Below are 15,015 nucleotides of genomic sequence, written 5' to 3' on the forward strand. Positions count from 1 at the left end.
GCACCGCTGCCGGCTAGGAGATCCGTGCTACCGGTTTGCCGGCTTCGAGCGGACCGCCGGCTTCTACGAGCCAGTGGATGGTGCCGGTAATGTGCGCGATAATGTTCGTTTCCATTTTCATGGTTTCGCCAATCGCTACGGTTTCGCCTGCTTCCACGCGCGTGCCTTCGGCGGCGAGCAGGCGGAACATGGTGCCGGTGATCGGGCTCTTTAGTTCCGTTGGGTCTTCGGCCGGGGCTTGGGCGGCTGCCGCGCCCGGCGTGCCGAGCATGGCTACCCCATCGGGCAGGCCGATAGTGCGGATCTGCCCATCAATTTCGATTGGCACCCGGTGGAAGTCCACGCGCCGGCGCAGTTTCGCCCGCGGTTGGGCTTCTAGCACCGGGATGAGTTCACGTTCAATCCACCCGGTATCCACGGCCGGTATTTCGCCCGCAAAATCCGGATGCTGCACTACGGCCCGCATAAATGGCAGGGTGGTAGCTACGCCGTCGATCGAAGTTTCTTTAATCGCGCGCCGCGCCCGCGCTAAAGCTTCCCCGCGCGAAGAAGCAGAAACAATCAGCTTGGCAGCAATTGAATCGAATTCGGCCGGAATATCATCGCCCGCTTGCACGCCGTTATCCCAGCGTACGCCTAAGCCACCAGGCTGGCGGATACGGGAAATATGGCCCGGGGAAGGCAGGAACCCACGGCCCGGATCTTCCGCATTAACGCGGAATTCGATCGCGTGCCCCACCGGTTCGGGCATGGTGGTTGCCGGCAGGCCTTCCCCTTCCGCAATCGCGAACTGGGCGCGTACCAAATCGATTCCGGAAGTTTTTTCCGTCACCGGATGTTCCACTTGCAAACGCGTATTTACTTCGAGGAAGGAAACCGTGCCATCCCGGCCGAGCAAAAACTCTACCGTCCCGGCGCTGCGATAATTCACGGCCGCACAAATATCGTGCGCGGCGCGGTGAATGTTTTCCCGAATCGGATCTGGCAGGTTCGGGGCCGGGGCTTCTTCTACCAGTTTTTGGTTGCGCCGCTGCAAGGAACAGTCGCGGTCTCCCACCACGAGCACGTTACCTGTGCCGTCACCCAAAATTTGTACTTCAATATGGCGCGGCCGGTCCAGGAATTTTTCGATAAACATTTCCCCGCGCCCGAAAGCCATTTGTGCTTCATAGGAACCAGCCTGGTAGGCCGCTGCCACGTCTTCGATTTGGTGCACGATTTTCATGCCGCGCCCGCCGCCCCCGTAGGAAGCTTTCAACACTACGGGCAAACCGTTTTCTTCCGCCCAGCTGACCGCTTCTTCCGGGCCGCTGAGCGGGCCTTCCGAACCGGGAACGAGTGGGGCGCCTACTTCCCGCGCAATTTCCCGGGCGGTTACTTTATCGCCTAGTTTTTCGATAGTTTCCGCGGTGGGGCCGATGAACGTCATCCCCGCTTCTTCCACCGCGCGCGCAAAGTCCGCGTTTTCGGCCAGGAAACCGTATCCGGGGTGGATCGCGTCAGCTTTCGCCCGCTTTGCTACCCCAATAATTTTTTCGATCGAAAGATAGGTTTCCGCGGCGGTTTGCCCGCGCAACCCGTAAGCTTCATCGGCGAGCCGCACGTGCATTGCATCCACGTCTTGATCCGCGTAGACGGCGAGGGATGTGTATCCCTGGTCGAGGCATGCCCGCGCGATCCGCACCGCGATTTCCCCGCGGTTGGCAATAAGGATTCTCTTCATCTTCCCTTCCCCTGCCGCTACAGTTGCGTGAACGGCGTCACAATCTTGAATCTAATGGTGGTTCCTGGTCTGATTTGTGCGGCGGTATCAATATCGCTCCGCACCAGGGATCCGATCACGGGGTAGCCCCCGGTGAGTGGATGGTCCGCCAAGAAAATTACCGGTTGCCCCGAGGTTGGTACCTGGATCGCTCCGGTTACTGCCCCTTCGCTTTGTAGTTCGCCTTCCCGGGCCCGCGCGAGCGGTTTTTCACCTTCCAGCCGGATGCCCACGCGGTCTGATTGCGGGGTTACTTTCCAGGCTTGTGCGGTGAGGTTTTCCAATGCTGCGGCGGTGAACCAGTCGGTGCGCGGGCCGAGCACGATCCGCAAGGTTACTTCCTCTTCCGTAGGCAGTTTGGTTCCCACGGTCGGAGCATCGGCGACGACGCCGCTGGCCACTTTTTCGCTGAGCGGCACAATTGATCCGGCCGTGAGCGCTTGCGGGCCCAGGCCGGCCAAAGTGTCTAGAGAACGCGAACCTAAAATCGGCTCCACTTCGTAGCCGCCACGCACAGCCAGATAGGCACGTACCCCGCGGTCAAACCAGCCGATGGAAATGGTATCTCCCGGTTCGATAGCGGCCGGTAAACCGGGTGTGAGCGCGAAGCTGTACCCGGTTTCTGCTTCGGTGACGGTTACTTCCCCGGTAGCTCCCGCAATTGCGATTTCGCAGCGAGCATGGGAACGAATCTCAGCTCCCCCGCCCGCAATTTCCAAAGCGGCCGTATCCGGGGCATTACCCACCGCGCTGTTAGCGGCCATGAGCGATTGGTGGTCGGCCGCGCCGGCCGCAGCCACGCCAATGTTCAGTAAACCGGGCCGCCCCAAATCTTCGAAAATCATTTGCACGCCGGGATTGATGATCTCCCAGTACCGTTCCGGAAGCGCCGTCGAATCAGCCGGTTCGGGCGCGGCGGCGGGAGCCGAAACCGCGCCGGCCTTTTCGGCTCCCGATGTGCTCTGCCCAACCGCGCCGGCCGATTCCGGGCTAACCGATTCCGGGCTAACCGATTCCGAGCTAACCGATTCTGAGCTAACCAAATCCGGGCTGGCCGGTTCCGCGCTAGCCGATTCCGGGCTAGTCGATTCCGGGCTAGCCGGTGGTGCAAGTTGGATTTCTTCGGGCACGGCCACATATTTAACGGCGTCGCCCGGGGAAAGTAGCGCCGGAGAGGTACGGTGAATATCCCACATGGGCGCCCGCGAATTACCAATCAGCTGCCATCCTCCCGGACTTTCGCCCGGGTAGACCGCCGAAAAGTTGGCGGCCAGCCCAACTGAACCGGCCGGAATGCGGGTGCGCGGCGTCGTGCGGCGCGGGGTGGCCGCAAACAGTTCGTCATCGCCCACGCAATACGCAAAACCGGGCGCAAAACCCACGAAAGCTACTTTCCAGTGCGCCGCTTGGTGCCGGGTAATTAGCTCGGTGGTGCTAACCCCGAAAAGGTCTGCTACTTCGGCGAGGTCTTCCCCGTTGTACACCACTTCGATTTCGGTGGGTTCCCCGCCATGGGCAACCACGTCGAGCGGTTCCACGCTTCGTACCGCTTCCGCAATTTCGCGGGCGCTACTCATGGAAGGTTCGAAGTAGACGGCGATGGTGCGGGCCGCTGGCACAAGTTCGCGCACACCGTAAATTTTCGAGGCAACCAGCGCCGGATAGTGGGCGAGCACAGCATCAAGATCCGGATATTCGACCAGCACGGTATCTTCCGCGGCGGGAAGTACGAGTAGGGATTCAGGTTCAAAACTCATACCGCATAGCTCTCATTCAAAACATCAGATACGAACATGCATCCCGGGGCGTGCGTGATTGCGAAAGGCACGCCCGAGGCCTGGATGGCAGCTTGCGGGGTTACTCCGCAAGCCCAAAACACCGGCACTTCGCCAGGACGCAACGGCACGGGAGCATCCCCGTACTCCGGCGAGTACAGATCGGCAATACCTAAAGAATCCGGATCGCCAACATGTACCGGGGCTCCGTGTACGGCCGGGTAGCGGCCCGAAATTTGCACCGCTTCCGCCACTCTATTAGCAGGAATCGGCCGCATGGAAACCACCATCGCGCCGTGCAGACGGCCCGCCGGTGTGCAGGCAAGATTCGTTTCATACATGGGAACATTGCGGCCTACCGTTTGGTGGCGAATCTCGATCTGCGCAGCTGTGAGCCCGGCTTCAAAAGTAAAGGAACAGCCGATGAGGAAAGAAACTAGGTCCGGGTGCTCCGCCCAGGCTTCGGTTACATCTGCAACTTCGGCGCTGAGTTTGCCTTCGTGCCAAATCCGGTAGCGCGGGATATCGGTACGCAAATCCGAACCGGGCGCCAGCTTTGATTCCACGCCACCATCTTCAATCACGTCCAACAGCGGTACTGCTTTCTGGTTACGCTGGGCGTATAGCAAAACGTCATAGGCCCAATCGCGGGGAACCGAAATAAGGTTGGCCTGCACAAGGCCTTCTGCCACCCCGCTGGTGGGATCGGTGTTACCGGCGCGAGCGGCGGCGCGGGCCGCCTGCGCACTGGCGAGCAGTTCTCCTTGTGCAAACAACATTTCGTGTCCTCTTCCTCTTTTCCAGCTCTCTTGTTCTTCTTTGCCAGCTCGCTTGCGTAGTTTTCCAACTCGCTTGCGCAATCTTTTCCAGTTTGCTTACGCAATTCGTGTGGCAGAGCCAGGCGAGGCCGCGCGAGATTGCGGCCTTAGTTTGCCCCTAATTAGTGGTTATTCGCATGGCCCTATTTAGGATTTGCGCGGCCTTCGAAGTGCCGGATAATAATTCCGGCGGCTTCGAGGTTTTCGCGAATGGCCCGGGCCATGGCAACCGCCCCGGCAGAATCTCCATGCACGCAAATTGAATCGGCTTGTACCTGCACGTCACTGCCGTCAATCGCCCGCATTTTTCCGGTTTCTACCAGCCGCATAATCCTTTCGGATACTTCCTGTGGGTCATGCAGTACGGCACCGGCTTGGCTGCGCGGCACCAAATCTCCGCTGGGCGTATAGGCACGGTCTGCGAAAGCTTCCGCCGCTACCTGCAAACCTTCCTGTGCGGCCACTTCGATTCCTTCGGTACCGGCCAAACCCAAGAACACCAGGTTCGGATCGACCGCTTTGATCGCCCGCACTACGGTGTGGGCGAGCTTGCGGTCCCGTGCCAAGGAATTGTAAAGAGCGCCATGCGGTTTTACATAGCTCACGGTGGTACCGGCAGCTCGGGCAAGAGCCTGCAAAGCTCCCAGTTGGTATTCAATATCGGCTTGCAGTTCCGCGGCCGGAATATCCAGGGCGCGCCGCCCAAACCCCTCAAAATCACGGTATCCGGGATGTGCGCCAACTACCACGCCGTGCGCGGCGGCGGCCCGCAAAGTCGCGGCTATACCCGCCGGATCACCCGCGTGAAATCCGCACGCCACATTCGCGGAGGAAACAATGCCCAGCATAGCGGCGTCGTCGGAAACTACGCGATCAGGAGTGTTCTCTCCCAGATCCGAATTCAAATCAATCGATACCATTCCCTTACCTTATCCCTTCACACCGCTTTACGGTACTAGCGCAAACTTTGCGGGCGCTGGCAGGTTTAGCCCTGGATCATTTCGAAAATCGGGCGTACGGAAACCACCGCCATGTACCAGGAAAGCGCCGTCGCGGCCGTACCGGCTACGAGCAGCCACTTCGGGTAACGGTACCCCTGCAGCAGGTCGCGGGCGCGGAACCACCCGATGTACATGAAGATCGTGAGGCCGATGGGCAAGATCAAGCCGTTCAACCCGCCCGCGAAAACGAGCATCGTGCCCGGAGCTTGCCCCCACACGAGGAAGCACACCAAGGAAACGGCGATAAACACCACGGTAGCGATATTGCGCGGCCAGCCATGTGCGAATTTCTTGTTGAACACAGAGAAGAATGAAACCGATGTGAAGGCCGCACCGATCACGGAGGAAATAGAAGCTGCCCACAGGATCATGCCGAAGATACGCAAACCAGCATCACCCATGACCTGCAAGAATGCCCACCCGGCCGGATTCATTTCTTCCGGAATGAGGTCCATGATCACCACGGAAGCGTCTTTGGCGAGCACCGAGGCGCCCACCCCAAAGCAGGCAAGGAACAGCAAATAGCGCATAACACCGGTAACGACGACGCCGTTGATGGATCCATTCGTCACGTCCTTAACCGCTGCCGGGCCGCTATGACCCGAATCGAGGAAACGGTGCGCTCCCGAATACGTGATGTAACCACCCACGGTACCGCCCACGATCGTGGTGATCGTAGCCCAGTTGATGGTATCGGGAAGCACGGTTTGCCGCAGCGCCTCCCCCACGGGAGGTTGGGAAACCACGGCTACGTAGAACATGAGGCAAATCATGACGACGCCGAGGAGGATAATTACCGAGTCCATGATTTTACCGGCACGTTTCCACAGGAAGATGCCGATAGCGAAGAGAGCGGTAATGAGGCCGCCCAGTTTGACGTCGATCCCGAACATGGAATTCATGCCCATGCCGCCGCCGGCAATATTGCCAATATTGAAAACCAGACCGCCGCCAATAATGAGCACGGCTAGCACGAGACCCGAACCCGGCAGGGCCGCATTCGCCAGTTCTCCGGCTCGTTTTCCGGAAACTACGATAATGCGCCAGATATTCATCTGGACCGCAATGTCAATCAGGATCGAGATCAGGATGGCGAAGCCGAAGGCCGCTCCGAACTGGAAGGTGAAGGTAGCGGTTTGGGTAATAAAACCAGGACCGATAGCCGAGGTGGCCATGAGGAATATAGCTCCGAGAATAGAGCCCCTCTTATTTTTCACAACGGCTTTTCCTGCCTGGGTGTCCAAACCGGGTAGAGTGTTCTTTTCCGCGGCGGCATTCCCCTTTGCCAGCATGGAATCAGCCTCCTTTACTTACTGCTTTCTCTGTACTTTTCATAGGGGTTTATTTCCGGGACCGGCCTGGATTACGCCGGAGTTCCGAAGCTAATTCAGGTAACCCACTATTAGGTAAAGCAATAGTAAAGGATGGCTGATTTTTGTCAAGAGGGAGGAGTAATCTTGATAGTTATCTCAACTTTTCGATTTCGGCAGTAAGCTGCGGAAGCACTTCATAAAGGTCTCCCACGATCCCGTAATCGGCTACTTCGAAAATCCCGGCTTCCGGATCATTATTAATGGCAACGATCGTCTCTGCTTCGGCCACGCCGGCCGTAAAGTGGATTGCCCCGGAAACACCGGCGGTAACGAGCAGGCTGCCACGCATGCGCACGCCTTCCAAGCCGAGGTATTGATCGCGGCTCATCCACCCTTCCACATCGCACAGGGGCCGCGAAGAACCGAGAGCCGCGTCTAGGGCGGTAGCCAGTTCAGCAGCCAGGTGCAGATCTTCCTTGTGTACAAATCCGCGCCCGGCGGCTACTACCCTATCGGCGCGGGAAAGATCTACTTCTCCTACCTCGGCGGCTTGCCGGTCCGTGATTTTGGCACAGCCAAGCAGGTCTGCCTCCTCGGGTCTGAGCACTTCCACTTCCGGTGCCGCATCCGTAGCTGGCGGTTCTGCAGCGGCAGCTGGTGTTGCGGCAGCCGGTGTTGCGGTAGCTGGTGCGCCGGCTGTATCGGCGGCAGCGCTAGTTTCCGCGGCAGCGCTAGTTTCCGCGGCAGCGCTAGTTTCCGCGGCAGCTCCAGCTTCCGTTTCTGCAGCGGCGCAAGTTTCCGCGGCGGCGCTAGTTTCTGCGGCGGCACAAGTTTCCGCGGCGGCGCTAGTTTCTGCGGCGGCTGCGGACATTGGTTCCATAATCGCCACTAGGGGCGCTTCTAGCGGATAGTCCTCTAAGGTTGCGCCGCCAAAGCGGGCAAGGGTCAAGGTGTTTTCGTCAAAGCTACGCACTCCGGTAAGGAGCGGGAGGCCATATTTGACGGCTACGGCCCCCGCAAAGGCACGTGCAACCCCTGTACTCGGTGCCAAGACGAGATCGTTCGGGCCCAGCTCCACCAGGCCGGCCACGTACATTGCCGCGGTTTCCGGCGGAATACCCGCTTCCAGTTCCACGCGAATGGCGCGATCCGCGCCGGCTACATCAGCATCAGTAGCTTCCGTACCATTTGCTACGCCCACTACATTTACTGGACCGCGGCGCTTGGCGAACGCTACGAGTTCACTCACATCTGCTCCGGCACTAAGAACCCAAACCGTCACTTGTTACCTCCAATGAAGCCGGCATCGCGCAGGGCGGCCGCCAATTGTGCCGGTGCTTCCTGCCCGCTAAAGATAATATGCTTGCGTTGCTTTTCGGCGGCTTTCCGCCGGGCAAGCGGACTGGCTGTAATCGGAGAAAGCCCCAGTTCGGCCACGGAAACTTCCGCGTAAGGTTTCTTGCCGGCGCCAATAATATCGCGCATGCTCGGCACGGATACTTCTGCCGCATCCGAGGTAACCGCGATTACTGCCGGACCGCATAGATCAATGCGGCGTAGTTCGGCACCTACTTGCTGTAAGCACCGAAAAGTCCCGTTTTCACGAAGCTCAATTTTGGTGACGTCTTGGAAACAGGGCCAGCCCAGATGGGCCGCGGCGATCCCCGGGATCACCCGGCCACCTTCATCAATACTGCCCGGGCCGGTAAGAAGGAGGGTGATATCCCCTTCCCGTTTCACGAGCGTGGCCAAAGCCTGCCCCATCGTGGTGGCGGTCCATTTTTCGGTAGCATCATCAGCCACGATGAGGGCCCGATCCGGACCGTTTGATAAAGCACTTTTTCTGATGGCACCGCTGGCCGCGATGCTGCTTCCGACGGTAATCCCTAAGGATTCGGTTCCAAGTTGCGCCGCGAGATCGGCCGCTACTTGCATGGCAACGACGTCGTCGTCAGATATTACTGGGCGCGCACGAGACCAGTCCATATCCCCGCTTTCCGTAACCCTGGCGGCTTCCGGATTACGGGCAACCTTATAGGCAACCGCAATGGTCATGCCTTCCTCGCTTCCCTCCGTGTATCGATCTACGGTTTGGTTTTTCGCTCAATTGATTGTCCCGAGCGCTGCGGGCATATCCTGCTCAAACCTTACCTTGATCTCGAGGCTAGAGCACCTCCGGATTCGTCTCAGCGAGGTTTTCCTCTCCCGCATCGCTTTCCGGGTGGGTTGCGGCTCGCCACGCACACAGCACCCCGCCCGCGATCATAGCGATCCCCGTCCACAAATTCAGGTTCAACCCCGCGGCTTTCGCCAAATCTTCTGCGGTCACAAAGAATAATCCGTACACCGTGAGCATAAACCCAAACCCGCCCAGCATCACCGCCATCCAAACCCGCAAATCTAATACCGAAAACCGCACGCGCCCGGACCGGCGAGGATTTGCTGGCGCCGCTGCCGTGCCCTTTGCTGCCGCTTGCTCTTTGTTTTCTTTAGTCATTTGTTCGATTCCTTGGTGCTTGGTTAGTTTGCTGTTTAGTACCGGCGGTTATTTCCCTGGTGTTTGATTGGTCCTTTTTCTATTGGGTACTTGGTTCTTTCTCTGCCGGGCGGTTGGTTCGTTTCTTTGGCTTAGCGCCGGGCTCGTTTTCTTGGCTTAGCGCCGGCTCGTTTTCTTTGGCTTAGCGCAGATTAGCTTCCTTTGCTTAGCTGGTAGCAAACCCCGGTGTTAAGCGGTGCGGTTTTAGGCGAAGCACACGTTGAGTACTAGGCAAACCGCGAGAACGACGCCGCCGAGCGGGCCGGGCCGTTCCCACCAGTGCAGTTTTTCCCCGGCTGCTTCCCGCTGGCGGGCTTCGGCAATTTGCGCGGCCGCCAAATCCGGGGCAGGCCGGGCACCGCGAATCGGCATTTTGGTTCTCCCCCATACCAGGCCGTCTAGTTCTTCTAGGGGTTTGGGCGGGGTACGCCAGGTGACCAGCACAGATACGGCAATATCGGCCACGAATGCCACGCCCGAGGCCATAAAGGAAGCTGCTTGGGAAGAATTAAAGGTGAGAAAACCTGCCGCGTTGCCGATTTGTACAAACCCGGCTCCGGCCGCGCCGGCCACCAGTCCCCACAGGCCCGCTTGCGGGCTCATGCGTTTCCAAAACATGCCGAGGATGAAAGTCGCGAACAGGGGTGCGTTGAAAATTGACTGCAATAGTTGTGTGTAGTCTTGCAGGTTCGAAAATTCGGCGGCAATAAAGGCCGTGCCGACGGCTATGATCACACCCCAGAAAGTAAAACGCCGCCCGGCTTTTACGTAGTAGGAGTCAGACCTGCCGGGCCGAATATAGGTTTCCCACAGGTCGTAGGTGATCACGGTTGTGAAAGACGAAATATTAGCTGCCATGCCGGCCATAAACGCGGCAATTAACCCGGCCAGAGCTAATCCGAGCAAACCGTGCGGCATAATCTGCCCAATTAAAGCTGGTAACGCTTCGTTGTAGGCCAGTTGGTCGGTATGTAGTTCCGGAATAAGCACGGCGGCGATCAGCCCCGGCACAATAATTACGGCCGGCAGGAACATTTTCGGGATGGCTGCCAGGATTGGGGCGAGCCGGGCCGAACGCATATCGCGGGCAGAAAGCGCCCGCTGTACTTCCGTGAAATTCGTGGTCCAGTATCCGAAGGAATTCACAAAGCCCATGCCCAGGGCAATTCCAATCCAGTTCCCGTACGGGTTGGTGGTATTACTAAGCCCGGTTCCGCCCCACACGGATAGCCCATCCGGGCCAAGTACCTGTGAGTTTTGCAGGGCTTCTACGAGCCCGGCCGGCCCGCCCACGCGCGCCAGACCGCCAATGGTCAGCGGGGTTATAAAAGCAATAATGAGCAGGAGTTGGAGCACTTCGTTATACATGGTGGCGGTAAGCCCGCCGGCCGCGGTATAGACAAGCACAATCCCCGCCGAAAATACGATAGAAATCCATAGCGGCCACCCGATCAGCACATTGATCAGCAAGGCCAAGGCAAACAGGTTAATCCCAGCTACCAGAATGGTAGAAATAGTGAAGATCACCGACTGGTACACGTGCGTGGCTTTATCGAACCGCAAACGCAGATACTCGGGCACGCTCCGCACCCGCGCGCCGTAATAGAACGGCATCATGACCAGGCCAAGGAACACCATGGCCGGCACGGCCCCAATCCAGTAGTAATGCACGGTGGGTAGCCCGTGTTGTGAACCGGAGGCAGCCATGCCGATTAGTTCCACCGCGCCAATATTGGCGGAAAGGAAAGCCATGGCACAAATCCAGGCTGGCAAAGAGCGCCCGGAAAGGAAGAAATCCTCGGCCGAGGTAACCTTGCGCCGGGTCACCCACCCGATCGTTATCACTAAGGCCACATAGAGCACGATGAAGCTGTAATCAAAAAGATTCGCATCGAGCCTGAGGTCCATATGTGTCTCGCTTTCGCTGCTAGAAGCCGGCTAGCTCGGCACCGCCGGTTTACTTGGTGCCGGTTTCCGCGTGAGCCTGCTGAATTTCGGCGACCGTTACCGGGCGGTGTTCCTGGAACGACCGCTGGGCCGCTTCCGCAATTTCTAGGGCTCGCACAGCATCTGCTAGCCCTGCCGGTACTGCTTCCCCGGTCTGTATAACTTTTAGGAAGGCATCAATTTCGCGGACATAACAGTCCGCGAACCGCGCGATGAAATCCACCCACGGTTCGCCCTGCGGGTAGCTCACCCCGGGTTCCAGAGAATCCAAAGGAAGCTTTTCATCCATTCCCACTACTTCGGTGCGGGTGGTTCCGTGCAGTTCCATGCGCACGTCGTACCCGTGCCCGTTGTAGCGCGACGACGACGCCGTTACCAACACCCCGCCCGTCATTTTCAGGACGGCCACGGTTTCGGCTGCATCCGCAAAATCGCGGAAATCAGCTAGGCCCAAATCGTTTCCGTAGGCAAAGACTTCTTCCACTTCTTGGCCGGTGACCCAGCGCAGGACATCAAAATCATGGATCAGGCAGTCCACGAAAATCCCACCGGAAGCGGCCAGAAATTCGCGGTGCGGCGGGTTTTGGTCCATGGTGTGCATAATCACCCGGCGCAATTCTCCCAGTTTTCCAGCCGCTATATGTTTGCGCGCGGCGCTATAGGCGGGATCGAAACGGCGTTGGAAACCAATATGGATTGGTGCATTCGCCGGGGTATTAGCACACACCCGCAAAGTTTCTGCCAGCGAGGTAGCAACCGGTTTTTCGCAAAATACCGGCAGCCCGCGTTGTGCTACCGCAATAATCTGCGCGCCATGCACGTTGGTGGGGCTGGTAATTACTACTCCATCGAGGCCGGCGGCCCGGCCCGTACCCGTCTCGATCTCTTCCGGGCTAGCTATTTCCACCCGGGCCCCGCTAATGCCTTGGGCACGCGAAATCTCTGCCAGTTCGGCAGCTACCTGTTCAGCCCGGCCCGGCTGGGGATCAGCAATCACCAAACGTGCCACCCGCGAATTGAGAATCTTCGCGTGCATAACCCCCGCCCGGCCCAGCCCGAGCTGGCCGATTACTAGCTCATTACCAAGCGCCGGCTCTTCCTGGGACGCAATCGCTGAGTCCCTAGCCGTCTCTTTGTTAGTAGCTGCTGCCTGCATTTTTTCTCCTGCCTAGCTACGAAGGCAAATACGTTAACCGCGGGCGTTATCACCTTCGGTGGCGCCCTATTTTTGCCTAGATCTCCAGAGTAACGCCTTTGGCACCGCCGTGAGCGTGATTTTGCCCGCTTGAGACTTCATTTCCGTACGCCATTCACCTCTATGCAGCCTTCGAGTAAGCGCTATTTCATATTCCTGCTAAGCGCTTTTAGCACCGCCAGGAACGTGCGGCCAAATGGCTCTGGGGCGGGCTTTCGGCGTCGTCGGCAAGTTATCCACACCGCCGCCAGGCACCGCAAACCGGAGCGAAAAATTGCCCCCTTGACACGCACCCCAGTTACTTGGTTAGCTACTCATGTAACTAACCAAGGGGGTGTGTATGGACTTCGCTTCGGGAATCCCTATCTACCTGCAGATCGCACAGAACATTCGCGAGCAGATCCTTTCCGGGCAATTGCCCGCGGGTTCGCAAACAATGTCCACCACCCAGTACGCGGCCGCCTACAAAATTAACCCTGCTACCGCTAATAAGGCACTGAACCTGCTGGTAGATGAGGGGTTACTGGAGAAACGGCGCGGAGTGGGAATGTTTGTGACAGCGCGAGCCGAACAGCTTTTGCGCGCTACCGGCAGAGAAGAGTACGCGGAAAAAGTACTGGGGCCCGCGCTGGACGAAGGGTTGAATTTAGGGTTCACCATCGCTCAGATTTTGCGGTTTGCCCGCGCCCATTTCGAGGCAGAAAACACCAAGCACACGGAAGGAGAAGCGCTGTGATACGCACCGAGAAACTCAGCTTTACCTATCGCAAAAAGCCGGCAATATCGCAGGTCACGCTAGAGTTTACGAGTCCGAGTATTACCGGCATGCTAGGCCGTAACGGGTCTGGAAAATCCACGCTCGGCATGCTTTTAGCGGGTCTGCTCAAACCGGATTCCGGGGAGGTGTACTACCGCGGCGAACGTGTTTTTGAAAGCGCGGCCGCCATGGCAGCAATCGCCTATGTTTCGGAAGCTACAGTGGCTTTCCCAGATTCCCCGCTCACCACCACTATGCACGTGTGGGAACAGGCACGCGAAACCTGGGATGGCGAATATGCCCACGAGCTGCTCGAACTTTTCGAACTCTCCCCCAAGGCTTCCCCCTTGCAACTTTCGCGCGGGCAACTCGCGGCCTTCCACGCCACGCTCGGCCTGGCAGCCCGCACTCCCGTCACCATCCTGGACGAGGTGCATTTGGGAATGGACGCGGTGTACCGCGAAATTTTCTACCGGTGCTTGCTGGCTGATTACACCGCGCACCCGCGCACTATCATCCTTTCTTCGCATCTCATTGAGGAAATACAGAACCTGCTAGACCGGGCAATTTTCCTTGACCACGGCACTGTAATTGCCGACGGCGACCCAGACGAGCTACGTGCCAAGTACGGCCAAAACGGCAAACTTGCTTCTTTGACCGAAGTGCTCATGGCCCTCACACTCTCCGATTCACAAAAACAAAGCATGGGAGGAGACCCGCAATGATGCACGACCAGAAACCAGCTACCGGAGCGCAGCTCCTCTCCTGCTCTGACGCCGATCAGGCAGGCACGCACCCCGGCAGGCGCGGCCGGAATGCCGGCCGGCGGCATAACCTTGGCGTGGCCCAGGGGCGGAGCCTAGGTGAGATATACCGCGGGCTTAATGCCAGCCTCGGGCACGTGGCAGAAAAATTTGTAGGCGGCGCGGGCTCGCTGCGCGGGCGCTTCTTCCGCCAGCAAATCTTCGCCCTGGGCTTTGCAATTATCTTCGTGGTGCTTCTTTCTTTCACCAATGGGCATGCCACCGCGCCGTTGGACGCCACCCACTTAGCTTATCTGCACTCGGTGCCGGGTCTGCTCATTTTGCATGAGCTAATGGTGCCGTGTATTTCTATAGTTTCTTTGGTCGGGGCTCTGCAAACTCTGCGTACCCAGGCCTACTTGAACGCCGGGTACACGCGGGTGCATATTTGGCGGGCCTTGCGCGGGGCGGGCCTGCGGAGCATATCCCTCGTATTCTTGGTTTTAGCTTTCCTCACCAACCTGGTGCTGTTCATCCACGGCCTGCGTACCGACACCCTGGCCATTTCCGGCACGATTAAAACCTCGGAACTTACCACCCTGGGATATGCGGATCTAGACGGTTCTGCGCCGCCCTGGGAGCCGGGCGCGTCTCTCCCCTATAGCGGTAACTACTGGCACATCCTTCTTGGCTACTTCCTGATCGGAATTGCCGCCTATACCTTAGCGATCGCCCTGGCCAGTATTTTTACGCGCTGGCGGGTACGTACGATAGTGCTGCATACGGCCATGTTCGGTGCGATCGTGATGGTGATCGCAGTTATCTACTCCGCCCTTTCCAGGCCGATCAATTGGGTGCTCGGCTGGGGGCTAGACACCCTGGACCGTTTCCTGATCCAACCGATTGCGGGACTCCTGACCGGGCCCGTGCAGAGTTTCGGGGCCTGGGCCCAACCCGGCCTAGAAGCTTTCCAAAACTGGGTGAGAGGCCTGGAAGATACTTTCTTCAATAGCTGGTTCCCAGACGGGCAAACCCAAACCTTCGAATTCTTGTTCCTGGTACTGATTTTCGGTGGTATCTGCCTGGTTATTAGCCGCATGCTGAGCCGGCGCAACCTGCTCCGCACTAATTTGAAGCGGCGCTAAAACCGCGTTAAAACGTGCTAGAA

13 protein-coding genes are annotated in these 15,015 nt (G+C 58.3%); 3 read left to right on the forward strand and 10 right to left on the reverse strand.

Annotated elements, in window-relative coordinates:
- Positions 1–13: 13 nt before the first annotated feature.
- The 10 genes from BLT47_RS02505 to BLT47_RS02550 form a co-directional block, all read right to left on the reverse strand.
- Positions 14–1,723 carry an acetyl/propionyl/methylcrotonyl-CoA carboxylase subunit alpha gene (locus BLT47_RS02505; protein ID WP_065415237.1) on the reverse strand — a complete coding sequence of 570 codons (1,710 nt, stop codon included), beginning with the start codon at positions 1,721–1,723 and terminating at the stop codon, positions 14–16.
- A 17-nt stretch (positions 1,724–1,740) separates the two neighbouring features.
- Positions 1,741–3,519: a 5-oxoprolinase subunit B/C family protein gene (locus tag BLT47_RS02510; RefSeq protein ID WP_074661288.1), complete on the reverse strand. Its 1,779-nt coding sequence runs from the start codon at positions 3,517–3,519 to the stop codon at positions 1,741–1,743.
- Positions 3,516–4,316 (reverse strand): putative hydro-lyase, encoded by an 801-nt coding sequence (locus tag BLT47_RS02515; protein WP_074661291.1) that lies wholly within the window; start codon positions 4,314–4,316, stop codon positions 3,516–3,518. Before BLT47_RS02515 ends, BLT47_RS02510 begins: the two co-directional genes overlap by 4 nt.
- Positions 4,317–4,498: 182 nt before the next feature.
- A complete protein-coding gene (locus tag BLT47_RS02520; protein ID WP_065415240.1) occupies positions 4,499–5,275 on the reverse strand; it encodes a LamB/YcsF family protein in 777 nt (258 codons plus the stop codon).
- 65 nt (positions 5,276–5,340) lie between these two features.
- On the reverse strand, positions 5,341–6,648 hold the full coding sequence (locus BLT47_RS02525) for an NRAMP family divalent metal transporter (RefSeq protein WP_074661294.1): 1,308 nt from the start codon (positions 6,646–6,648) through the stop codon (positions 5,341–5,343).
- A 172-nt stretch (positions 6,649–6,820) separates the two neighbouring features.
- The gene (locus BLT47_RS09515) at positions 6,821–7,951 is read right to left on the reverse strand and encodes an electron transfer flavoprotein subunit alpha/FixB family protein (protein ID WP_074661298.1); all 1,131 of its coding nucleotides are present in this window, start codon (positions 7,949–7,951) and stop codon (positions 6,821–6,823) included.
- Positions 7,948–8,724: an electron transfer flavoprotein subunit beta/FixA family protein gene (locus BLT47_RS02535; RefSeq protein WP_049618884.1), complete on the reverse strand. Its 777-nt coding sequence runs from the start codon at positions 8,722–8,724 to the stop codon at positions 7,948–7,950. Before BLT47_RS02535 ends, BLT47_RS09515 begins: the two co-directional genes overlap by 4 nt.
- Before the next feature lie 109 nt (positions 8,725–8,833).
- Positions 8,834–9,166: a hypothetical protein gene (locus BLT47_RS02540; protein ID WP_049618885.1), complete on the reverse strand. Its 333-nt coding sequence runs from the start codon at positions 9,164–9,166 to the stop codon at positions 8,834–8,836.
- A gap of 243 nt (positions 9,167–9,409) precedes the next feature.
- On the reverse strand, positions 9,410–11,113 hold the full coding sequence (locus tag BLT47_RS02545; RefSeq protein ID WP_074661301.1) for a sodium:solute symporter family protein: 1,704 nt from the start codon (positions 11,111–11,113) through the stop codon (positions 9,410–9,412).
- A 49-nt stretch (positions 11,114–11,162) separates the two neighbouring features.
- Positions 11,163–12,308, reverse strand: a complete 1,146-nt coding sequence (locus tag BLT47_RS02550) for a Gfo/Idh/MocA family protein (protein ID WP_083330017.1) — start codon at positions 12,306–12,308, stop codon at positions 11,163–11,165.
- 379 nt (positions 12,309–12,687) lie between these two features.
- On the opposite strand from BLT47_RS02550, the gene BLT47_RS02555 reads away from it, so the two are divergent.
- The 3 genes from BLT47_RS02555 to BLT47_RS02565 are packed head-to-tail and all read left to right on the forward strand — an operon-like array spanning position 12,688 to position 14,992.
- Complete coding sequence (locus tag BLT47_RS02555; protein ID WP_065415244.1) at positions 12,688–13,083, forward strand: GntR family transcriptional regulator; 396 nt, start codon at positions 12,688–12,690, stop codon at positions 13,081–13,083.
- Positions 13,080–13,829, forward strand: a complete 750-nt coding sequence (locus BLT47_RS02560; protein WP_049618887.1) for an ATP-binding cassette domain-containing protein — start codon at positions 13,080–13,082, stop codon at positions 13,827–13,829. The genes BLT47_RS02555 and BLT47_RS02560 overlap by 4 nt, the downstream gene beginning before the upstream one ends.
- A complete protein-coding gene (locus BLT47_RS02565) occupies positions 13,826–14,992 on the forward strand; it encodes a hypothetical protein (protein ID WP_074661304.1) in 1,167 nt (388 codons plus the stop codon). The genes BLT47_RS02560 and BLT47_RS02565 overlap by 4 nt, the downstream gene beginning before the upstream one ends.
- Positions 14,993–15,015: the final 23 nt, after the last annotated feature.

Origin of the sequence: Actinobaculum suis (assembly GCF_900102025.1) — a bacterium.
Classification (GTDB): Bacteria; Actinomycetota; Actinomycetes; order Actinomycetales; family Actinomycetaceae; genus Actinobaculum; species Actinobaculum suis.